This window comes from Actinoplanes siamensis, from assembly GCF_016862395.1.
Lineage (GTDB): Bacteria > Actinomycetota > Actinomycetes > Mycobacteriales > Micromonosporaceae > Actinoplanes > Actinoplanes siamensis.
On the sequence record NZ_BOMW01000060.1, the window covers coordinates 63,736 to 84,858 of the forward strand.

General features: G+C 69.8%; 15 protein-coding genes. 8 read left to right on the forward strand and 7 right to left on the reverse strand.

Annotated elements, in window-relative coordinates; all coding sequences use genetic code 11:
- Positions 1-132 precede the first annotated feature (132 nt).
- From Asi03nite_RS28755 to Asi03nite_RS28765, 3 genes are read left to right on the forward strand one after another with little or no spacing between them, the layout of a single operon-like run.
- Positions 133-978, forward strand: a complete 846-nt coding sequence (locus Asi03nite_RS28755; RefSeq protein WP_203683610.1) for a TauD/TfdA family dioxygenase — start codon at positions 133-135, stop codon at positions 976-978.
- A gap of 50 nt (positions 979-1,028) precedes the next feature.
- Positions 1,029-1,727, forward strand: coding sequence for a class II aldolase/adducin family protein (locus Asi03nite_RS28760; RefSeq protein WP_203683611.1), 699 nt, complete (start codon positions 1,029-1,031; stop codon positions 1,725-1,727).
- Positions 1,717-2,823 carry a pyridoxal phosphate-dependent aminotransferase gene (locus tag Asi03nite_RS28765; RefSeq protein WP_203683612.1) on the forward strand — a complete coding sequence of 369 codons (1,107 nt, stop codon included), beginning with the start codon at positions 1,717-1,719 and terminating at the stop codon, positions 2,821-2,823. Before Asi03nite_RS28760 ends, Asi03nite_RS28765 begins: the two co-directional genes overlap by 11 nt.
- Positions 2,824-2,827: 4 nt before the next feature.
- On the opposite strand, the gene Asi03nite_RS28770 is transcribed toward Asi03nite_RS28765, so the two are convergent.
- A complete protein-coding gene (locus Asi03nite_RS28770) occupies positions 2,828-3,709 on the reverse strand; it encodes a transcriptional regulator (RefSeq protein ID WP_239102996.1) in 882 nt (293 codons plus the stop codon).
- A gap of 969 nt (positions 3,710-4,678) precedes the next feature.
- Positions 4,679-5,479, reverse strand: coding sequence for a M15 family metallopeptidase (locus tag Asi03nite_RS28775; RefSeq protein ID WP_239102997.1), 801 nt, complete (start codon positions 5,477-5,479; stop codon positions 4,679-4,681).
- Positions 5,480-5,802: 323 nt separating this feature from the next.
- Between Asi03nite_RS28775 and Asi03nite_RS28780 the strand changes: the two genes are divergently transcribed.
- A complete protein-coding gene (locus tag Asi03nite_RS28780; protein ID WP_203683614.1) occupies positions 5,803-6,282 on the forward strand; it encodes a cupin domain-containing protein in 480 nt (159 codons plus the stop codon).
- A 149-nt stretch (positions 6,283-6,431) separates the two neighbouring features.
- Here Asi03nite_RS28780 and Asi03nite_RS28785 read toward each other — a convergent pair whose 3' ends face one another.
- The 5 genes from Asi03nite_RS28785 to Asi03nite_RS28805 form a co-directional block, all read right to left on the reverse strand.
- A complete protein-coding gene (locus Asi03nite_RS28785; RefSeq protein ID WP_203683615.1) occupies positions 6,432-8,615 on the reverse strand; it encodes an alpha/beta hydrolase in 2,184 nt (727 codons plus the stop codon).
- 29 nt (positions 8,616-8,644) lie between these two features.
- The gene (locus Asi03nite_RS28790; protein WP_203683616.1) at positions 8,645-9,070 is read right to left on the reverse strand and encodes a hypothetical protein; all 426 of its coding nucleotides are present in this window, start codon (positions 9,068-9,070) and stop codon (positions 8,645-8,647) included.
- A 1,051-nt stretch (positions 9,071-10,121) separates the two neighbouring features.
- Positions 10,122-11,726, reverse strand: coding sequence for an MFS transporter (locus Asi03nite_RS28795; RefSeq protein WP_203683617.1), 1,605 nt, complete (start codon positions 11,724-11,726; stop codon positions 10,122-10,124).
- Positions 11,727-12,139: 413 nt separating this feature from the next.
- Positions 12,140-12,910 (reverse strand): thioesterase II family protein, encoded by a 771-nt coding sequence (locus tag Asi03nite_RS28800; protein ID WP_203683618.1) that lies wholly within the window; start codon positions 12,908-12,910, stop codon positions 12,140-12,142.
- 102 nt (positions 12,911-13,012) lie between these two features.
- The gene (locus tag Asi03nite_RS28805; protein ID WP_203683619.1) at positions 13,013-15,112 is read right to left on the reverse strand and encodes a HelD family protein; all 2,100 of its coding nucleotides are present in this window, start codon (positions 15,110-15,112) and stop codon (positions 13,013-13,015) included.
- A gap of 277 nt (positions 15,113-15,389) precedes the next feature.
- On the opposite strand from Asi03nite_RS28805, the gene Asi03nite_RS28810 reads away from it, so the two are divergent.
- The 4 genes from Asi03nite_RS28810 to Asi03nite_RS28825 form a co-directional block, all read left to right on the forward strand.
- Positions 15,390-16,952 carry a class I adenylate-forming enzyme family protein gene (locus Asi03nite_RS28810; protein WP_203683620.1) on the forward strand — a complete coding sequence of 521 codons (1,563 nt, stop codon included), beginning with the start codon at positions 15,390-15,392 and terminating at the stop codon, positions 16,950-16,952.
- A gap of 36 nt (positions 16,953-16,988) precedes the next feature.
- Positions 16,989-18,242, forward strand: a complete 1,254-nt coding sequence (gene hemA / locus Asi03nite_RS28815) for a 5-aminolevulinate synthase (RefSeq protein WP_203683621.1) — start codon at positions 16,989-16,991, stop codon at positions 18,240-18,242.
- The gene (locus Asi03nite_RS28820; RefSeq protein WP_203683622.1) at positions 18,239-19,741 is read left to right on the forward strand and encodes a long-chain-fatty-acid--CoA ligase; all 1,503 of its coding nucleotides are present in this window, start codon (positions 18,239-18,241) and stop codon (positions 19,739-19,741) included. Before hemA ends, Asi03nite_RS28820 begins: the two co-directional genes overlap by 4 nt.
- 91 nt (positions 19,742-19,832) lie before the next feature.
- A partial coding sequence (locus Asi03nite_RS28825; RefSeq protein WP_203683623.1) for a beta-ketoacyl synthase N-terminal-like domain-containing protein occupies positions 19,833-21,123 on the forward strand: 1,291 nt, incomplete at its 3' end.

Here is a 21,123-nt window from a genome sequence, read left to right on the forward strand (position 1 = left end):
GCGTTCTTGCACACGCCTTGACAGCTGCTCGGTCAGCGACGCAATGTCATTCCCGACGCGATATTCCGGTGACGTCCTTCGGGCGTCATTCCGGCCGTTGAAGTGCCATGCCATCGAAGGAGCAGAACGACCGTGAGTTCGCTGAACACGCTCGCCATCGACCCGACCCTGCGCCCCGTTCTGCTCGAGCGGGTCATCGCCGAGGATCACCCGCCGCACCAATGGCCGGTCGAGCCGATCACCGCGGTCGGCCCGGAGCTGGCCTCGTCGGCGCGCGCGATCGCCAAGTCGCTCGTCGAGGATCCCGGCTACGTGGTGGTCGAGGTCCCGGGCGCCGATCTGTCCGACGAGCAGCTGATCAGCGCCGCGTGGAACCTGTTCACCGTGTTGTTCACGCCGATGGAGCAGTACAGCGGCGGCGAGCTGGTCTCCTCGATCCGGGTCACTGCGGCGGCCCGGCCCGGCGTGAGCCAGTACGCGACCTCGCACGCCACTGGCGGCTACCACACCGACGGCACCGAGCTGGCCGAGCCGCCGCAGGTCACTGGCCTGATGTGTGTCTCGTCGGCTGACTCCGGCGGCGAGACGCTACTGATGGACGGTCGGCGGGTGGTGGCCGAACTGGCGGCGGCCGACCGCGCCGCGCTCAGCGCGCCGCTGTGGTTCCACTCCGGCGTGGAGGGCGCTGCGGAGCGCCGCCAGCCGGTGATCGACGGCAGCGAGCTGCGCTACCTGCGCCGGTACATCGTGGAGGGCCACCGGCGGCGGGGCGAGGAGCCGCCGACCGCGGCGCTGGACGCCTGGGACCGGACCACCGAGCGGGCCGATCTGCAACTGCCGGTGCTGCTGCGTCGCGGGCAGCTGCTGCTCTGGGACAACCGGCGGTTCGTGCACGGACGGAAGCCGTTCACCGAGGGCGAGTCCCGGCGCTGGCTGGTCCGGATGTACGGGATGTTCCGCAAGCCCGCCGGATTCTGACCCGGCCGGCGCCACCGCATGCCCGCCGCCCCTGCCTCAAGGGAGTCCCGATGTCACCTGCCCCTTTTCGGCCCGACGAGGATCTGGTCCGGGAATTCCTCCGGTACGCCCGTTTCCTGGTGGACCGGGGCTACGTCTGCAACACGCTCGGCAACATCGCTCTGCGGGCCGGTCCGGCCGGTTCGACCTCGGGCGAGCACGTCTACACCAAGCATCGCGGCGTCTCATTGGAGGAGATGACCGCGGCCAACGTAGTCGTCACCGATCTCGCCGGTGAGCTGGTGCACGGCGCCGTGCCGACCAGCGTCGGGCACCAGATGAACCGTCGGATCCTGCAACTGCGGCCGGACGTCAACTGCGTGATGCACGTGCACATCGATCACGTGATCGGGTACTTCTCGGTGCTCGACGACCTGCCGTTCGAGCTCGTCTCGGCCGACGCGGCGCTGGTGCTGCAGAGGCCGGTCGAGGTGCTGGCACCGAGAGTGAACATCGAGTCCGACGTCATGCTGATCGAGTCGTTCGTCGACGCGACCAACTGCATCGTGATGCCCAACCACGGGGTCACCACGATGGGGCGGTCGGCGTCGGAGGCGTACCACCGGATGACCACGCTCGCCGCCGAGGTGGCCCGGATCATCACCGCCGGGCAGGTCGCCGGTCTCTGGAACCGCAAGATCAATTACGTCAGTGCCGAGGAGACGGCCGAGATGTACGCGGCGGGGAAGTCGGTCATCTATGGCGGCTGACCGGTTCCTCAAGCGGGCGCTCGCGGTTGATCGGGTCCACCGGTGGCCGGCCCCGACCGGTCGGTGCAAAAAGATCCGGCTGGACCTGAACGAGAACGGCGCTCCGCTCGACGAGCAGTTGGGTGAGCTGCTGGGATCTTCGAACAACTTCCTCGTCGGCGGCTATCCGGAGTACGACGACCTGCTCGACCGCCTGACCGAGTACACCGGCCGGCCGCAGCCGGAGATCACCCTGACCAACGGCGCCGACCAGGCGATCGACCTGGTCCTGCGACTGTTGTTCGGCCCCGGCGACACGGTCGTGGTGCCCTCGCCGGTCTTCTCGTACTACTACCATGTCCTCGACCTGGCCTCGGTCGACACGGTCACGCCGCTGTTCCGGCGCGATGGTCAGGAATTCGCCTTCCCGCTGGACGAGACGCTGCGCCCCCTGGCCGGGGCGGACGGGTTGGTCCTGTGCCACCCGAACAACCCGCTGGGCGCTGCCGTGCCCGCGGCGACGCTGACCACGCTGATCGAGCGCACCGCGGAACTGCGCATCCCGTGCATCGTCGACGAGGCGTACTTCGAGTACTGCGGCAGCACCGTCGCGCACCTGCTGTCGGAGCACCCACAGCTGATCGTGATCCGCTCGTTCTCGAAGTTCTTCGGGCTGGCCGGCCTACGCCTGGGGTACGTGCTGGCCGCGCCGTCGATCTCCGCGGACCTGCTCAAGATGCGCGGCCCGTGGGACGTCAACCACGTCGCGGTGCAGGCGGCCGAGGTCTGCCTGCGCCGCCGGGACGCATTCTTCGAGAGCGCCCGGCGGCTGGGGCGGAACAAGGCGGCGCTGCTGGAATTCCTCCGCCGGCACGCCGTCGACGTCGCCGACACCAGCACGAACTTCCTGCTGCTGCCGCGGCGCGGCGACGCCGACCTGCGCGCGCACTTCGACGGGTTCGACATCCTGGCGTCCGATCTCACCGGCTATCCGCACAGCGGGGGCCTGCTGGACGGGATGACCCGGATCGCGGTTGCCGACACCGAGGACATGCCGGCTTTGGCCTCGGCGCTGGCCGGGTACTACGGCATCACCGGGGGCGGGTCGTTCCGATGACCGGTCAGGCGCACTCGCTGAGCCGGTCCATCTCGTCGGCCAACGTGGACCAGACCTGGGCGCACTGCCGGGCGATCTGGGCGATGATGATCCCGCAGTGCGGGGGCACCCGGTGCACCACCTCGGGCAGCCCGGACACCCGGGGGATGCCGCTGTTGAGCCACATCAGAATGCTGCGCCCGGCCTCCGTGTAACGCAACGACGGATCCCGGCGCAGGCCGTCCAGCAGCGACTCGACGTCGGCGGCGTCCCGGCACTGGGCGGGGAAGCCGCGGCCGGGCGGGGCCAGCTTGACCGGAGCGTCCATCGGCCGGCTCGGTGTGGCCGACCGCCTGGCCGGCACCGGGTCGGTGCCGGCCAGGATCCGGGCCCGGACGTCGCGCGCCGTGCCGACCGACACGCCCGCCTGCGCGGCGACCTTGCGCAGCGGGGTGGCCGGATCAGCCTTGATCACCTCGCCGGCGAGCCTCCGGCCCTCGGCGGTCGTCAGCGGTCGGGAGCGGCCGTCCTGGCCGAGCCGGACCGGTTGGGCACGCGCCGCGGTCTGGCGGCGGATGGTGGCCACCGTCCGGGCCGACAGGCCGGTGGTGGCCGCGATCGAGCGGTCCGACTGCTCCGGGTGCGCGGCCAGGATGCGGGCGGCGGCGGTGCGCCGGTCGGTGCGCGACAGCGGCAGACCGTGCCGTACGTTCATCCGCACCGCGAGTTGGAAGGCCTCCGCCTCGGTGCCGTGGAAGAACCGCACCTCGACGGTGTCGCGGCCGTTGCGGCGGGCGGCGCTGATCCGGTGCATGCCGTCGACCAGCGTCATGCTCGCCCGGTGCACGAGCACCGCGGGCAGCTTCTCGTCGAGCTCGGCCAGGGTCCGTACGTGGTTCTCGTCCACTCCTTTCAAACGCGGGGAGTCGGCGATTCTAATGCTTTCGATCGATACGTCAATCGCTTCTTCGTCAAGCCCAGGAATTCCTTCGGTTGGACCGTGTTGCATGCGTTCTCCCCGCGCGAATGTCGTGCGATTTCGCCTATCGCCCGACGGATGCTACCTGCCTCGCGGTTGCCGGTTCAAGGTCATTCGTGTCCGAAATGCATCGATGCTGGTCGGTGCCGCGATCTCGATCGGAGATGCTCGTGGCGGCATCCGTCAATCCCTCTGACCTGCACTGTTGCTCTGTGAAAGCGCTCTCCGATATGATCGCGCGCGCCTCCAAGATCAAGTAGCGATGTGATCCGACAAAAAGCGAGAAGTGCCACGTCGCGGCCGGTTCCGCAACTTCGGCGACCATTTACGGGTTCCTAATGGTTGTTACGGATGGATCGGCGGTGTAGGTTTGGTGAGTACCGTCAACTCTTTCCCGGGCCGGCGGTATGGTGAGCGGTATGGTGACGGGAAGTTGCTCGGATCATCCATACCAGGGCTCTTCGTTATTCGTCCGCGCCAGGGAATGTCGCGCCCGGCCGCTTGCGCGGCGGCGCCGTTGTCCCCGGTGCGCACCGCGCCTTTGCCCGGTGTCCGCCCGGTGATCCAAGCGAACCAGTGGCCGTGCCGACAACGGTCGGCAGATCGAAACTGACCACGATGCCGCTGACCCTCGACCACTGTTCCTGGCCGACCGGCATACCCGAGGAACGTGCGTCGTACCGGTTGTGCGCCCAGGCGCGATGGTCGGCGTACGTCCGCTGCCGCCGCGCCAGCACGTCGATGACCGCCAGGACCCGGGAAGCTGGTCCGCGACCACGCCGGTGATACGCGAGGCGACCGGGCGGACCACGGGGTCCGCCGCTGACACGGCACGGTGCGACGCGCGTCGTCCCCGACAGCCCGCGAAGGCTGTCGGGGACATGGTTCTCTACGGCGTCACAGGGACGAGAGCGCGACCGGGAAGTCGAAGTAGGTGTCCGGGTACGGCTCGTTGTTCAGGGTGTAATGCCACCACTCGAGGTCGAAGTTGGTGAAGCCGGCGTTCGTCATGATGGTTTTCAGCAGGAGCCGGTTCGCGTGGCGTGCGCCCGTGATCCGCGGGTCCAGCGTGTTGGCCAGCGTGTCGAAGCAGTCGTATCCGGTTCCCATGTCGATCGAGTTGTCGGGGAAGCGCCGCCCGGCCGGTGCTGTGCACGCCGTCAGGGGCTGCCCCGGCCGGTAGGCCGGCTGCGGCTTCGGCGGTAGCTTGACCAGCGTGAGGTCCAGGGTGCTTCCGCGGCTGTGTCCGGAACGGCTGGCGATGTAGCCCTGCTCGAACAGCAGGGACTTGTCCAGCGTGGGGTAGAACTCGGCCTTCATGCTCTGATCGTCGAGGTCCTCGGCCCAGGCGATGAAGTGGTCGACGGCTCGCTGCGGCCGGTAGCAGTCGTAGACCTTCAGCGTGTAGCCGCGCTTCAGCGCCGCGGCCTGCGCCGCGTTCAGTGCGGCGGCGGCCTGCTTGGTGAGAACGCACAGCGGCTCGGCGTAACCGTTGATCGGACGCCCGATGAAGTTGTGGGCCGTGGCGTAGCGGATGTCGTGGAGGATCGACGGGTTCGTCAGCGAGACGGCGACGAACCCGGAGGCAGCCACCGGGTCGGTGGCTGAGCGGTGACTGGCGGCCTGGGCCGGTGCGGCGAGGGCAGAAGCCATTGCGGTGACGCAGGCGATCACCGCGACGGCGCGCTTCATCATCATGGCAGTCTTCTTATCAGTGTCGAAGCGTCGATATCGATCCCGGCGGGCCGGTACCACCCGATTGCCCGGAAAGCCGGTTTCCCGGCGTCCGCCGCGCCGTTCGACCCGACCGGGTCAGGCATCCGTTCGGGCCGCCGTCCGATCACCACCCGGCCCTGCGGATTCGTGGCCGGCGGTGGCGCACGGTCTGCGTACTCCGCTGGCCGGGTTGCGCGCGACGACCGAGGCGCTCAGGACGGGGTGGTCGCCGATCCGGCGCGGGTCCGCCCAAGGCGGTCCGCCTGTGGGGTGCTGCGCGTGGTCAGCGGCGTTAGGCTCTGATCATGACGTATCCGCCGCCGCTGTATCACGGGGAGACGGGCGAGGTCCGCGCCACCTACCGGCCCGCCGACAGCGAGCCCGAGCTCGTCTATCCGAACGGCACGAAGGTGCACTATCTGTCCTCCGGGGCGTCGACCGGTGGGCTGTTCGGGATGTATCGCTGGGCGTGCGGGCCCGGTGTCACCGGCCCCGATCCGCACTTCCACCGCAGCATCGCCGAGTCGTTCTACATCCTCAACGGCGTGATGAGCATCTACGACGGCGCCCGCTGGATCGAGGCGGAGCCCGGCGACTGGGTGCACGTGCCGGCCGGTGGGATCCACGCCTTCAAGAACCGCTCCGGTGAGCCGGCCTCGATGCTGCTGCACTTCGCGCCGGGCGCGCCCCGGGAGGGGTATTTCGAGGGACTGGCCCGGATCGGCGAGATGAGCGACGAGGAGAAGGCGGCGTTCTACCTCGAGCACGACAACATCTGGTTGTGAGGGCGCGGAAGCCGGAGCGCGCAGACCGCGGACCGGGCCGCGTCCGCATCTCGGGAGACCCGAAGCCCTGGCCGCGGGATTCGCCGCGTGGAGCGAGCCGGGGCAGGTAGTAATACGTTCTGATCCGGTGCGCCGGTGGACCGTCCCGGTCACCGCGGTGCGTGCGCCGGCGGCGGGGTGGCCGGCGCGGCGCGGAACAGGCGCGGGGCGAAGTCGATCAGGTTGCGCTGCCAGGTGTCCCAGCCGTGCGGGCCGGGTGTGACCCCGGCGAATTCGTACCGGATGCCGATCCTGTCGAAGGCGGCCATCGTGGCCATGGTGATCGGGTATGCGAAGTCGGTCACGTTGCCGGTGTAGATGCGCAGTAGCCGGGTTCCGTTGTTGATGGCGACCGGGTCGTAGCCGGTCGGGTCGGCGCCCGTGGAGGGCGAGCCGATGCCCGAGGAGAAGGTGCCGATGTACGCGAATTCCCCCGGATGGGTCTTGAGCACGTCGTACGTTTGGAAGCCGCCCATCGACAGCCCGGCCAGCGCCTGCCCCGCCGGGTCCGTGGTGATGTGGTAGCGGGTGCGGGCGGCCGGGACGATGTTGTCCAGCAACTCGCGGGTGAAGTCGGGTACGTTGCCGTTGCCCATCACCACGACCATCGGTACCAGCGTGCCGTCGCGGAACTGGTTGTCCAGGATCTGCTTGGCGCGTCCCATCTCGACCCAGTCGGTGTAGTTCTGGCCGCCGCCGTGCTGCAGGTAGAGCACCGGGTACGGCTGCGTGCGGGCCGGGTCGTAGCCGGGCGGTGTCCACACGTACGCGGTGCGGTCCTGCCCGGCCACGGTGCTGCGGTAGGTGAGCCGGTGGAGAGCGCCGCCGGTGCCGGCCGGGACGTCGGCGAGCAGGCGTGAGCGGGCGCCGGGGACCAGGAAGGTGCTCCAGGTGGGTTCCGTGGTGACGCCCGCCGGGTTGGTGGTGTCCTTCTGCGAGACCAGGTCGACGATGAACTTGTAGTAGTAGAACCACGGTTGGAGTGGTCCGACGGTGACCCGCCAGCGGTCACCCTCGCGGGTCATCGGGACGTTGACCCAGCTGCCGCCGGGTGCCCAGTTGCCCCAGAGAGTGACGTGACCCGCCGCGGCGTACTGGGTGCCGGTCTCCACCGTGACGAAGGTGTCGCCGTTGGATTCGCGGGTCAGCCACGGGGTGGGGGTGGTGCCGGGCGCCGGCGTGGTGAACTCGTGCCGCAGCGGCAGGTGGCCGGGGCTGGGCCGGTGGTCGGTCCCGGCGCGGAAGAGCCGGGGCGCGAAGTCGGCGAGGTTCTGCTGCCAAGCCGTCCAGTTGTGCCCGGCGTCGGGGTTCACCCCGTCGAACTCGTGGCGCACGTGCGCCCGGTCCAGCGCGCGCAGCAGCCGGTAGGTGGCGTTGTAGGCGGGGTCGGTGACGTTGCCGGTGTACAGCCGTAGCAGCCGGGTGCCGGCGTTGACCGCCGCGGTGTCCACGTGCAGCCGACCGTCGGGGAAGGCGCCGCCGAACGACCCGACGTAGCCGAACCGGCCGGGGTGGGCCAGCGCGGCCTGTACCGCGAACACCCCGGCGGCTGACACGCCGGCGACCGCCCGGTGCGCCGGGTCGCGGGCTACCCGGTACCGCTGCTGGACGGCCCGGGCCAGTGGGGCGTCGGCCGCGTCGCCGAGCACCACGACCATCGGCTCCGTCCGCCGCTGGACCGCCAGGTTGTCCAGGATCTGCCGGGCCCGGCCCAGTTCGAGCCAGTCGGTGTACCCGCCGCCTTCCTCGTGTTCCAGGTAGAGCACCGGATAGGGCCGGCGGCGGTGGGCGTCGTAGCCGGGCGGCGTCCACACCGCCGCCGAGCCGCCCGGGTGGGTGACCGTCGCGATCGTCCCGCCCTGTCCGGCCGGCACGTCGGCCAGCAGCCGCGCGCCGTCACCGGGCACCAGGAAGGTGCTCCAGGTGGGCTCCGAGGTGACCGTGGCCGGGTTGGTGGGATCCTTGACGATCCTGGTGTCGTCGCCGCGGAGCCGGTACTGGTACAGCCCGGCCGGCAGCGGGCCGATCACCGAGGTCCAGGCGCTGCCGGACCGGACGAGGCCCAGTTCGGCCACGGTGGAGCCGGGTCCGAAGGTGCCCTCCACGACGACCGAGGACACTTCGCCGATGGTGGTACGCAGGTCGTCGGCCGGGACGGTGAACGACGCGAACCCGTCGGTCACGCTCAGCCAGGGTGTCGCCGCGGTGGCCGGTTGGGCCGTGCTCGCGGCGGTGGACACGCCCAGGGCGGCGGTGACGAGCACCGTCACCAGGCGGCGGATGGTTGACGCCATCGATCTCACTCCTCTCTGCCGTGAACCGGTCAGCCGACGGCGACGGCGAAGACGTGCATGACGTTGCCGGGGGTCATGCCGTCGTTGACGTTGGGTAGCTGCAGATATCTGATGGTCTTGCCGGGTTGCAGGGTGACCGACGTGTAGTACACGCTGACCCGCTGGTCCTGCCGTCCGCCGGCGATGTTGAGGTACGGCAGGGTGGTCAGGATGTCGCCACCGGGAGCCGGCGAGTTCGCCCACCAGTCGGCGAAACCGAGCGTGACCTGCTGAGTGGTGCCGTCGGTGTAGACGACGGTGGCGGTGCCCGAGGCGGTGCCGTACACGCCGGTGCCGAGCAGCCCGAGCTTGCTGCCCGAGCCGGACAGCGGGATCACCTGGCCGACGGCGGTGACGTTGTCCGGGGTGCCCGGCCGCGAGTCCGGCCAGGTGAAGGTGAGCCCGTCGTGCACCACCGTGGCGCCCGGCCGCGCGTTCGGCGAACGGGTGCCGGGTGTCGCGGTAGAGCGGCACCGGCTCGCCCGGCGGTGCGGCGGCCGCGGCGGCCGGCGGCAGCCAGGCGGCGGAGAGGGTGACCGGGACCACGAGCGCGACGAGCGCTCGGGCAGCATGCATGACTCGCACGGAAGACCTCCTGGGAGCGGCAGCCGGTCGGGACAGGCGGCGGCCGGGGGTGGGGAGCGAGTGGAGGGCGCCTGAGGGGCACGTACGGCGCGGCCGTCTGCGGTGGCAGAGTCACCCGGCTCGTCGTTCTCAGACGGGGCACGAGGGTGCTGTGTGTTATCGGTAACATAGAAGTAACCCAATGTGATGTCAATCGCGGCGCCGGTCGGCCGGCATGCCGGGATCGACCCGCAAGGCGCTGCGCCGGGCCGGTTCAAGCGAAATACTTGCTGGTGAGGCGGTACGGCCGGGGTGTGACCACCGTTACCAGAAAGGCCGGGACGGAAGATCTCGATCATAAAGGACGGGTCCGGAGCGTGGCTCGGAATCGCACCGGGACCCCGCCCGCCGACGACCTGTCCCCGGAGAGTCGCTCCTGCCCGGACGCCGCGATGGTGCGTGACCTGTTCGACGAGTTCGCCGCGGCCCGACCGTTCTCCCGCCTGATGCTGGTCGTCGGGGTGGCCGCCGATCCTCGTGTCGACGATCGGCGGCCCGGTGCCGCGCCACGCCTCCTGGCGCGGGGTGTTCGTGGTGCTGGCCGTCCAGGTGACGGCCGGACATCCGGTCAGCTGCGGCGGGCCGGTCGAGACTCATCAGGTACGGGGGACCTCACGGCTGTCGTCAACCGCGCTCGGTGACCGAGGACGTCACCGCTCAGCCGGCCCGCGGACGGATGCGAGCCGGCGCGCTGCTGGCCGAGCAGACCTGCACCGGTCGCTGGAAGATCCCGGGCGGTGCGGAGAAGGCGGACGAGTCGCCGCTGGCAGCGGTCGCCCGCGAGCCCGAGGAAGCGCCCGGCCCGCTGATCTGGTCAGGCCTCACCGCCGGATCCGCGTCGGATCAGTTGTTGCCGGCGTCAGCGCCTGAAGGCACGGCTTGCCTGTCGGCGCGGCTGCTTTTTGGACCGTCCTCAGGCTGCCGCGCCGGCACCGCGACCTTTCCGGCGGGACGCAGGGCGAACACCAGCACGGCTGTGGCGAGGAGCCCGACAACCATGATCCAGATCGCGCCGACGTGCATCGAGTGGATGAATGCCCGATCGGCGGCCTGCGCAAGAGCGGGCTGGTGGAGCGCGGCGGCGACATGCCGGGCCTGCTCTGCGGATGTCTGGACCTCGTCCCGCAGCCCCGCCGGGACGGCGCTCAACGAGGGTTTGATGGCGACTCGATAGGCGAGCGACATGATGGTGCCGCCCACCGCGATACCGATCACGCTGCCGGCCTGCCGCGCCGTGTTGGTGACGGCCGACCCGGCGCCGGACCGGTCCAGCGGCAGGCTGCTGATCAGCGCTCCGGTCACCGGCGCCAGCACCAGACCGACGGAAAGACCCTGAACCAGCAGAACGATCTCGATCCAGACCAGCGGGGTGTGCAGATCGAGAAATCCGACCGCCCCCATGCTGAGCGCCGACACGGCGAGCGCCGGCACGGCGACGGGGCGCAATGACCATCGGCGAACCAGGCGTGCGCCCAGGGGAGCCCCTACGACAGCGCCGACGGCGGTCGGGATATTCGCCAAGCCGGCCTTCATCGGTGAGTACCCCAGCGCGCCCTGCAGGTAGAACGCGTTGTAGAAGGTGACGGCGGCCACGGAGAAGAGCAGCAGCGCCATGGACGCGTTGCCGCCACCGAACATCCGCTGCGCCAGCAGCCGGGGATCGAAGCTCGGCGCCTTGGCCATCAACTCGGCCCAGACGAAAGCGCCCAGCAGGACGATCCCGCCCGCGATCGGCCCCCAGACGTCCGGCCGGCCCCAGTCCTCCACCTGCCCTGCGCGGATCAGGCCGTAGGTCAACGCGGCGAGCCCACTGATCGACAGCAATATGCCGGCCGGATCCAGCGGTCGCACGGTGGGGCTTCGGAAATTGGGGACCAGCAAAATGATGCCGGCCAGCGCCGCCACGACAATCGGAACGTTGATAAGAAAGACGGAACCCCACCAGAAATGGCTGAGCAGGACGCCTGCCAATACCGGTCCTGCCGCCATTCCGACGCCAGTGGATGTCGATGAGATGGCGATCGCGGTCGCCCGTCCGGGGCCGGTGAAGGTCCACAACAGGATGGCGAAGTTGGCGGGCATGATCAGCGCGGCGCCGAGTCCCATCGCGGCCCGGGCGGCAATCAGTTGGTCGGCATCGCCTCCGTACGCCGCCCAGAGCGATGCCGCGCCGAAGACACCCAGGCCGACAGCGAGCACGGTGCGGTGGCCGAAGCTGTCGCCCAGGGCGCCGGCGGTGAACATCAATGTGGCGAAGACCAGGGTGTATGCGCCGGTGGCCCACTGCAGCTCGGCCGGGCTCGCACCCAGTCCACGGACCGGATCGGCCAGGGTCTCCAGGGTGATGCTCAGGACGGTGTTGTCCAGCCAAATCAGCAGGGAGCACACCATGAGAACGGCAAGAATCGATTGTTGCTTTACCTTGGGCAGCACGGGAGGCGCGGTCATGAGAACCCTATACCTAGATTGGTGGGGACTCGGACGACGATAAGCAGATTTAACGGCACGGTCAAGTTCGACGGTATTGGGCGGAACTGTTGCGGTTGAACGGATGACATGCCTGCGGGCTGATTTGCAGAACGAACATTTTTATGCCTCCGGCTGCTATGCGATTCAAAGGAAATTCGTCGCTTCCCGGGCTTGCGACCGGTCCATTTTCGTGCCCGGCGCGCCGGGATCGCCCGGACCACGTGCCGGCTGTCGCAAGTCGACGCCCCGATGCGGCCGGATTGCGGGCCGCCCCCGGGCAGGTCAGCCGCTGAGCGTGAGGAGTTGAACCGGCTCCGCGAACGGGGCGCCGAGCCGGAGCCGGCCAGGATGCGCCGTACGCTGCGGGACTGCCCGGGGCACGCCGCGTACCCCTACCGCTGGTCGGACCGGGCCGTGAGCCGCTCGCGCAGGTACGCCAGGACCGCCCCGGCCTGGGATGTCAAGTAGAAGTGACCCCCGGGGTAGAGCTGCAGATCGAACGGCCCGCCCGTGTGTCCGCGCCAGGCCTCCGCCTCGTGCAGTCGCACCTGAGGGTCCGCGTCACCGGTGAGAACCGCGATGGGACATCGCAGACCGGCGGTGGTGGACGACATCCTGTATCGCTCGATCGCACGGTAGTCGGCCCGCAGCGCCGGCAGCACCATGCGCACCATGTCCTCGTCACCGAGGATGCGGCTGTCCGTGCCGCTCAGCCGTTCCACCTCCGCGATGATCGCGTCGTCACCGGCCACGTGCACTCGCTCGTCGCGAAGACATGACGGTGCCCGACGTCCCGAAACGAACAGAATCTCCGGGGAGTGGTCGTACTCTCGTTCGAGGCGCCCGGCCAACTCGAAGCCGATCACCGCGCCCATGCTGTGTCCGAAGATGGACAACGGCTGGTCGAGATAGGGCTCCAACTCCTCGACGAGCCCGTCGACGAGTTCGGCTATCGACCCGGCGCACGGCTCGAAACGGCGATCCTGCCGGCCTGGATACTGCGCCGCCAGGACTTCGACGTCCGGCGCGAGTGACCGGGCGGTCGGGACGAAGAACGAGGCGGAACCGCCGGCATGTGGCAGGCACAGCAATCGCGGCGCGCCCGTCGCCGCCGGCTGATATCGCCGGATCCACCGACCTACGCCTGCCTGCGCAGCAGTCATGTGACGGCCCTTTCTCGAATGCATCTCCAGTCGAATGAGTCGAACGCCGTCGGAAGACGGCGATCTACCGGCTCGGCTCCACCGGGTAAATCATCGAACCAGCTACGCGAGCACCAGCTGTCCGAGTTCTTGGGTGCAGCGGGTGAGCGCGACGTAGAGGCCGTTCCAGCCGCGTGGTCCGGCGGCGATGCCGTCGGGGTCGACGAGGAGCGTCGCGTCCCATTCCAGGCCCTTGGATTGGGCCGCGGACAGCACCGGCACATCGTCATCCAGCGCGGCTCGGAGTTCGGCGACGCGGTTGGCGGGGGCGATGACGCCGACCGTGCCGCCGTGCCACCGTTCGCGCAGCCGGCGTACGGCTTCGGCGGCGGCGTCGCCGAGCTCGGCGGGCGTGACCGTGCGCTGCCAGGGGGAGATGCCGGAGGCGCGTACGGCCCGTGGCGGCGCGTTGTGGCTGCCGGCTCGCCGCAGGACCGGTTCGGTGAGGTCCATGACCTCGCGCGGCGTCCGATAGCAGATGGTGAGTTCCGCGGGGGTCCAGCGGTCGCCGAGAACGGCCTGCACCGCCTGGGCCCAGCTGGTGTGCCGGTGCGCCGCCTCCGCCTGGTCGATGTCGCCGACCGCGGTGATGGAGCGGCTGGGGCAACGTCGTACGACCATGTGCCACTGCATCTCGGACAGCTCCTGCGCCTCGTCGACGGCGACGTGGCCGTACACCCAGCTGCGCTGCCGGCGGGCGCGGTCGGCGACGAACTCGCCGTGTTGTTGCGGGGCGTCACCGTCGCCGAGCAGGTCGGCGACGGCGTCGAGCAGGGGGATGTCGCTCGATGCCCACGGTGCCGGCTCGGCCACGACGGCGGCGATCTCGTCCGCGGCCAGCTGCGGGGCGAACCGGGCCAGCAGATCACCGTCGGTCAGGAGGTCGCGCAGCAGGGTCTCGGCGTCGAGGGTCGGCCACCAGGTCTCGACGAACCGGGCGATGGCCGGGTTCTCCGCGATGCGCTGGCGAAGGTCCTCGACCTCTTCCTCGGAGAGCAGTCCGTCGACGTCGCTGCCGGCGGCGGCCCCGGGGTCGTAATGCATGCTCCGGTCGACGCGGGCGAGGATGTCCTCGAAGCCCTCCTCCATCTCGTTCATCAGCGCCTCGCGCTGATCGACGACGGCTTCGGCCAGGATGTGGTGCAACTGCTCGGCGAAGACGCGACGGGCCCGGTGGTACGGCCGCCCCCGCACCGCGGCGAGCGCCTGTGCCACCGTCGCGGCGGGGATGACGTAGAACTCGCCCTCCCAGCGCAGCTTGAGGTCTCGGGGCCGGGGGAGCAGCGACGCGACATAGTTCTCGAGTGCGGGTTGCCAGAGGGCACGGCCCTTGATCTCGGCGAGCGTCCGGCTCTCGTCGCGGCCCACGCTGATCCCGGGCAGCAGGGTGTCGCAGGTCGCCGCGACGACCGCGGTCTCACCGAGCGCGGGCAGCACCTGGCCGATGTACTCGAGGAACCGCGGGGAGGGGCCGAGGACCAGGACCGCCTGCTCGGCCATCGTCTGGTGGGCGAAAAGCAGGTAGGCGACGCGGTGCAGGGCCACCACGGTCTTGCCGGTGCCGGGACCGCCCTGGACGACCAGCGGGCCGCTCGCCTCGGCCCGGATGATGTCGTCCTGTTCGCGTTGCAGCGTGGAGATCGCCGTGGACATGCGCCCGGTGCGCCGCTGATCCAGGGCGGCCAGCAGGGCGCCTTCGCCGACGAGATCCGTCGTGATGGTCCCGTCGAGCGGCTCGTCGTCCACGCCGACGACGGCCGATCCCGTCGTGCGGATGTGCCGGCGCCGGGCCAGGCCTTTGGGGTCGACGGCCGTCGCGGTGTAGAACGGCCGGGCCGCCGGAGCGCGCCAGTCCACCAGCAGCGGCTCGCCGTCCTCGTCGTCGTCGCGGAGGCCGACCCGGCCGATGTGCCGCACGGTGCCGTCGAGCCCGTCGAGGCGGCCGAAGACCAGTCCCTCGGTCGCCCGGCGTAGCTCCTCGTACTGCTGGCGGAGCATGCGCAGCCGCGCCCGCTCCAACGCGTCCAGCGCTTCCACCGAGAGCTCGGCCCGCAGGTGGTCGGCGAGCTTGTCACGCCGGGCCGTGGCCTGGTCGAGAAACTCCTGTTCCTCGGCGATCGCGGCGGACGCCGTGCCGTTGTCCAGAGCAGAATTCCGACGCATTCGCGAATCCTCGTATCGGGATCGGATCGTAGGTATTTCGGCGGCCAGCATAGGGGCAGTTCCTCCTGACCGCCCGGTCGCGCTGCCGGCGGAGACAAGAGTCTCACTGCCTTGCGGTCCACGCCCGATCGTGGCCTCGCCAATGGTGGGTGCACCGAACGGCTACCCCGATCGAGCGGCCGTTGTAGCCACTCGATTGATCTACCAATCACCTGAATCGTCTGCCGAAGATTTAGCGGTCCGAACGCTATTGCCGGCGACAGCGAAGGAAGGTCCCATGAGCGTGCCCGAGCACTGGTGGAGTGCGAGTAAGAGTTACGTCTCGGAGATCCTTTCGCTGCTCGCGGCCGCGCCGGATCGCGCCGCCGTCCGCTGGCGGGGCGAAGCCTTCTCCGGCGGCGACCTGATCCGGTCCGTGACCGACGCGTTCGTCGCGCTGCGCGATCGCGGGGTGGGCAAGGGCGACGTGGTGGCGATTCTCGTCGCCCCCAACAGCCCCGAGATGCTCACCGCGCGGTACGCGACGCAACTGCTCGGCGGCGCCGTGTGCTATCTGCGGACGACCAACCCCGGTACCAGGGCGACGCTGCTTCCGCTGGACCACCAGCTGCAGATCCTGCGCGACACCGACGCCGTGACCATCTACGCCGACGCGGAAGCCGCGGAGCGGGCGACGGAGCTCGCCGAGGCCAGCGGGATCCCGGTGACACGACTGAGCCCCGGTGGTGGCCGGGCCGGCGCCGCGGACGTCGTGTCCTGGGATCCGGACACCCTCGCGTTCATCGGCTACACGAGCGGCAGCACGGGACGGCCCAAGGGCATCCGGTTGGCGGGCCACGCGTGGGAAGCCACCGTACGGGCCTGGATGGACCTCGGTTCCGAGGCCGGCTGTGCGTCGATCCTGATCTCGACCCCGCTCAGTCACGGCGTCGCCCCGCTGGCGGACGCGGTGTTCGCCCTGGGCGGGGCGATCCATCTGCACGAGACGTTCGACGCCGGGAAGTTCGTGGACACCGTCTCCGCCGACCAGGAGATCTCGTGGACGTTCCTGGCCACGAACCACGTGTTCCAGATCCTCGACCACCTGCTCGAGCGGGGAATCGGCGACAGCGACGCCGTACGGGCCGCGGGCTTGTCCGGGCTGAAGCGGATCGTCTACGGCGGCAGCCCCGCGGCGCCCGCCCGCATCGCGCAGGCCTTCCGGCTCTTCGGCCCGGTCATGGCGCAGGGGTATGCCGCGACCGAGTGCGGCCGCATCACCACCCTGACGCCGCCGGAGCACGGCGACCCGGAGCTCGCGGCCACCGTCGGGCGGCCCTTCCCCGAGGTGGACGTCGTCGTCTGCAACTCGGATTCGGGTGCGGAGCTGGCGGTGGGGGCGATCGGCGAGGTTCGCGTCCGCACGCCGCAGACGATGGACGGCTACAACCGCGAACCGGAGCTGACCGCGCGCGTTCTCCGGGACGGCTGGTACCACACCGGCGACATCGGCCGTCTCGACGAGCGCGGATATCTGACGCTGCTGGGCCGGGTGGCCGACGTCATCAAGGTCGGCGGCGTCAAGGTTCACCCGATTGTTCTCGAGGCGGAGATCCTCGCCCATCCCGGCGTCCGGCACGCCGCCGTGTACGGCGTGCGCGACGAGGACGGCAGCGACCACATCCACGCCGCCATCGAGTGCGATCCGGCCGAGGCGGTCGACGTGGAGAAGATCCGCGCGGGAATCGCCGAGGCGCTGTCCCCGATTCACGTGCCCGAGAAAGTGCACGTCCTGAGCGCCTTGCCGATGAACAACAACGGCAAGCCCGACAAGGTGCTCCTGCGATCGCAATATGCCTGACCACCGATCCGACCGCTACGTCGAGAAGGCGATTCGATGAACGTTCACCTGGCATCGTATTTGAATGGGAAGACCGCCGAGGATCTCGCGGCGAGCAAGCGCGAGTTCCTGGAGATCGGCCGCCGATCCGGCAATTACCCGCTGGCCACCGCGCGGCATGACGGGGTGGATTCGGAAGTCAGCGTCTGGTGCAGCAACGACTATCTGGGAATGGGCCAGAACCGTCAGGTCATCGCGGCCATGCAGGCCGCGATCAACACCCATGGCGTGGGCTCGGGCGGTTCCCGGAACATCGGCGGGACGAACCACTACCACGTGCTCCTCGAGAGTGAGCTCGCGGACGTGCACGGCAAGGAGGCCGCCCTCCTGTTCACCTCGGGATACACGGCCAACGAGGGATCGCTCACCGTGCTGGCGGGTACGCCGAAGGACACCCTGGTCTTCTCCGACGCGAAGAACCACGCCTCGATCATCGACGGTCTCCGGCACAGCGGCGCGAAGAAGCACGTGTTCCGGCACAACGACGTCGCGCACCTGGAGGAGCTGATCGCGGCCGCTCCCGCCGACCGCCCGAAGCTCATCGTCGCGGAGACTGTCTACTCCATGTCGGGTAACGTCGCGCCGCTCGCCGCGATCGCCGACATCGCGGACAAGTACGGCGCCACGACCTTCATCGACGAGGTGCACGCGGTCGGCATGTACGGCCCGCAGGGCGCCGGCATCGCCGCGCGGGAAGGCATCGCCGACCGGTTCACGGTCGTGATGGGCACCCTCGCGAAGGGCTTCGGAACGGTCGGCGGCTACATCGCGGGGCCGGCAGCCCTGGTGGACGCGGTGCGGACCTATGCGCGCTCGTTCGTCTTCACCACCTCGCTGCCGCCGGCGATCGCGGCCGGCGCGCTGGCGTCGGTGCGGTACCTGCGCTCGTCCGACGTCGAGCGCAAGCTTCTCGCCGAGAACGCGCGGCTTCTGCACGGCCTGCTGCTCGCTGCCGACATCCCGTTCCTGTCCACGGACTCGCACATCGTCTCGGCCTTCGTCGGCGACGACGACCTGTGCAAGCGGGCGTCCCGGCTGCTGTTCGAGCGGCACGGGATCTACGTCCAGTCCATCAACGCCCCCAGCGTGCCCGCCGGCGAGGAGATCCTGCGGATCGCTCCGTCCGCCGTGCACGAGCAGAAGGACGTCGAGAACTTCGCCCACGCCCTGCACGGCATCTGGAAGGAACTGGACATCCCGACCATGAGCGCCCGCAACTGGCCCGTCCGCACCGCCGCGCACGACGCATGACCGGGTCAGTTGCCGCGGTGCTGGCCGGCGCGGCGGCGCGGCGACCCGACCACCCCGCGCTGATCTTCGAATCCGAGGAGTTCACCTACGGGTGGCTGTGGGACCAGGCTCGTCGCTACGCCTGGGTGCTGCGAGCCGGCGGGGTACGACCGGGGGACCGGGTCGCCGTGCTCCTGGTCGACACCCCGCAGTTTCCCGTCGTGTACTTCGGCGTGCTGGCGGCCGGCGCGGTCGTGGTCCCGCTCAGTGCCATGGCCACCGCGCCGGAGGTCGATCACGTGCTGACCGATGCCGGCGCCCGCTTTCTGGTGTGCGCGGACACGCTGCTGCCCCAGGCGAAGGAGGCGGCGGAGCGGCTCGGCACGGTGCTGCTCACCGTCGGCCCGGGGAACGTGGCGCAGGACGCGACGCCGATCGACGAGTCCGCCGTGCCGGAACCCGACGACGTCGCGGTCGTCTTCTACACCTCCGGCACGACGGGTGAGCCGAAAGGCGTGATGCTGACCCACCGCAACATCTTGTACAACGTCGACAGGATGGTCGACACGCCGTACGCGTTCCGGAGCGACGACATACTGCTCGGCTGTCTGCCGCTGGCGCACAGCTTCGGCCAGATCTGCGGCATGCTGACCGGCTTCCGCGCCGGCATATCCATCGTCCTGATGTCGAGGTTCGCCGGGCCGCAGGCCCTCGCGCTGATGAGGGCACACCGATGCACGGTGTTCATGGGTGTGCCGACGATGTATTCCAAATTGCTCGACGCGGTGGCCCGTGGCGAGCCGACTCCCCGGCTCGACCGCGTCTACAGCGGGGGATCGGCGCTGCCGGCGAAGACCCTCGACGACGTCCGCACCGCGTTCGGTTGCCCGGTGTACGAGGGCTACGGCGCGACCGAGACCTCGTGCAGCGTCGCCTATCACCATCCCGGCGTGCCGTTTCGCGCCGGCACGGTCGGTGTGCCGATCAACGGCATCTCGGTCGGCATCGCCCTGCCGAACGCCGACCGGGTGGAACTGCTGCCCGCCGGGGAGACGGGCGAGATCGTGGTGAGCGCCCCGACCGTCATGGCCGGATATCTGGGCCGCCCGGATCTCACCGCCGAGGTCCTGCGCGACGGCTGGTTCCTCACCGGCGACCTCGGCCGGCTCGACGGCGACGGCTATCTGTCGGTCGTGGGCCGTAAGAAGGACCTGATCCTGCGGGGCGGCTACAACGTCTATCCGCGGGAGATCGAGGAGGTCCTCGCCGGACATCCGGCTGTGGCGCAGGTGGCGGTCATCGGCGTTCCGCATGCCGTGCTCGGCGAGGAGGTCTGGGCGATCGTCGTGCCCGCTCGTCCCGAGGACGTCACCCCGGGATCGCCCGAGGCGCTCGTCGCGTGGGCCAAGGAGCGTCTCGCCGCATACAAATACCCCCGCCGAGTCGAGTTCACCGATGCACTTCCGACGGGACCCAGCGGAAAAGTCCTCAAGCGGGAACTCGTCTCGAAATACGAGTAGCGGCAAACGATCGCGTAGCACCTCGGCACGGCCGCAGGTGCTACGCCCCCGCTCAAGCATCGTACGGATCAACAGGTAGGGCGGCTCGACCATGGCTGAATTCCAGGCGGACACATCGACATCGACCGAGGCGATCGCCATCGTCGGCACATCGTGCCGGCTGCCGCACGCGGAGAATCCCGCTCAGCTGTGGCGGCTGCTGCGCGACGGCCGCAGCGCGATCGCCGCGCCCCCGGCGAGCCGCCCGGAACTGCCCGCCCGGCCGGGCGGCTATCTCGAGGACGTCAGCGGCTTCGACGCGAGCTTCTTCGGCATCGGCCCGCGCGAGGCGTCGTCGATGGATCCGCAGCAGCGGCTGATGCTCGAACTGGCCTGGGAGGCGCTGGAGGACGCCAGGATCGTCCCGTCCGAACTCGCCGGCAGCCGGACCGGTGTCTTCGTCGGCGTCATCGCCGACGACTACGCGGCCCTCACGCAGCGGCGCGGCGCCGATGGCATCACCCGCCACACCCTCACCGGACTCAACCGCGGCATCGTCGCCAACCGGATCTCGTACACCCTCGGTCTGCACGGACCGAGCGCGGCCGTGGACACCGGCCAGTCCTCCTCGCTGGTCGCGGTGCACCTGGCGGCCGAGAGCCTGCGCCGCGGCGAGTCCACCATGGCCATCGCCGGCGGCGTCAACCTCAACCTGGTGCCGGAGAGCACCCTCGGCGCGGAGCGGTTCGGCGCGCTCTCCCCGGACGGTCTCAGCTTCACGTTCGACGCGCGGGCGAACGGCTACGTCCGCGGTGAGGGCGGCGGGTTCGTGGTGCTCAAGCCGCTGCGCGCCGCCGTGGCGGACGGCGACCCGATCTACTGTGTGCTGCGCGGCAGCGCGATGAACAACGACGGGACGACCGACGGTCTGACCGTACCGGGTGCTGCCGGTCAGCAGGAGGTCCTGCGACAGGCGTACGGGCGGGCCGGCATCTCCGCGGCGCGGGTGCAGTACGTCGAGTTGCACGGAACGGGCACCAAGCTGGGCGACCCGATCGAGGCGTCGGCCCTGGGCGCGGTGCTCGGCGACGGCCGCGCGGACGGCGGTGAGCTGCGGGTCGGATCGGTGAAGACCAACGTCGGCCACCTCGAGGGTGCCGCCGGCATCGTCGGCCTGCTGAAGGCGGCGCTCTGCATCCGCCACCGCGAGCTCGTGCCGAGCCTGAACTTCGAGACCCCCAACCCGGACATTCCGTTCGACGAGCTGAAGCTCGCCGTACAGCGCAGCCGCGAGCCGTGGCCGCAACCGGACGAGCCGCTGTACGCCGGCGTCAGCTCGTTCGGCATGGGCGGCACGAACTGTCACGTCGTGCTCTCGGACTGGCCCACCGAGCCGGCGACCG

Excerpts from the sequence above, each read along its gene's own strand:
- Asi03nite_RS28760 (WP_203683611.1), top strand. The coding sequence starts at position 1,029 with ATGTCACCTGCCCCTTTTCGGCCCGACGAGGATCTGGTCCGGGAATTC.
- Asi03nite_RS28765 (WP_203683612.1), top strand. The coding sequence starts at position 1,717 with ATGGCGGCTGACCGGTTCCTCAAGCGGGCGCTCGCGGTTGATCGGGTC.
- Asi03nite_RS28775 (WP_239102997.1), bottom strand. The coding sequence starts at position 5,479 with ATGATGATGAAGCGCGCCGTCGCGGTGATCGCCTGCGTCACCGCAATG.
- Asi03nite_RS28780 (WP_203683614.1), top strand. The coding sequence starts at position 5,803 with ATGACGTATCCGCCGCCGCTGTATCACGGGGAGACGGGCGAGGTCCGC.
- Asi03nite_RS28785 (WP_203683615.1), bottom strand. The coding sequence starts at position 8,615 with ATGGCGTCAACCATCCGCCGCCTGGTGACGGTGCTCGTCACCGCCGCC.
- Asi03nite_RS28795 (WP_203683617.1), bottom strand. The coding sequence starts at position 11,726 with ATGACCGCGCCTCCCGTGCTGCCCAAGGTAAAGCAACAATCGATTCTT.
- Asi03nite_RS28800 (WP_203683618.1), bottom strand. The coding sequence starts at position 12,910 with ATGACTGCTGCGCAGGCAGGCGTAGGTCGGTGGATCCGGCGATATCAG.
- Asi03nite_RS28805 (WP_203683619.1), bottom strand. The coding sequence starts at position 15,112 with ATGCGTCGGAATTCTGCTCTGGACAACGGCACGGCGTCCGCCGCGATC.
- Asi03nite_RS28810 (WP_203683620.1), top strand. The coding sequence starts at position 15,390 with ATGAGCGTGCCCGAGCACTGGTGGAGTGCGAGTAAGAGTTACGTCTCG.
- hemA (WP_203683621.1), top strand. The coding sequence starts at position 16,989 with ATGAACGTTCACCTGGCATCGTATTTGAATGGGAAGACCGCCGAGGAT.
- Asi03nite_RS28820 (WP_203683622.1), top strand. The coding sequence starts at position 18,239 with ATGACCGGGTCAGTTGCCGCGGTGCTGGCCGGCGCGGCGGCGCGGCGA.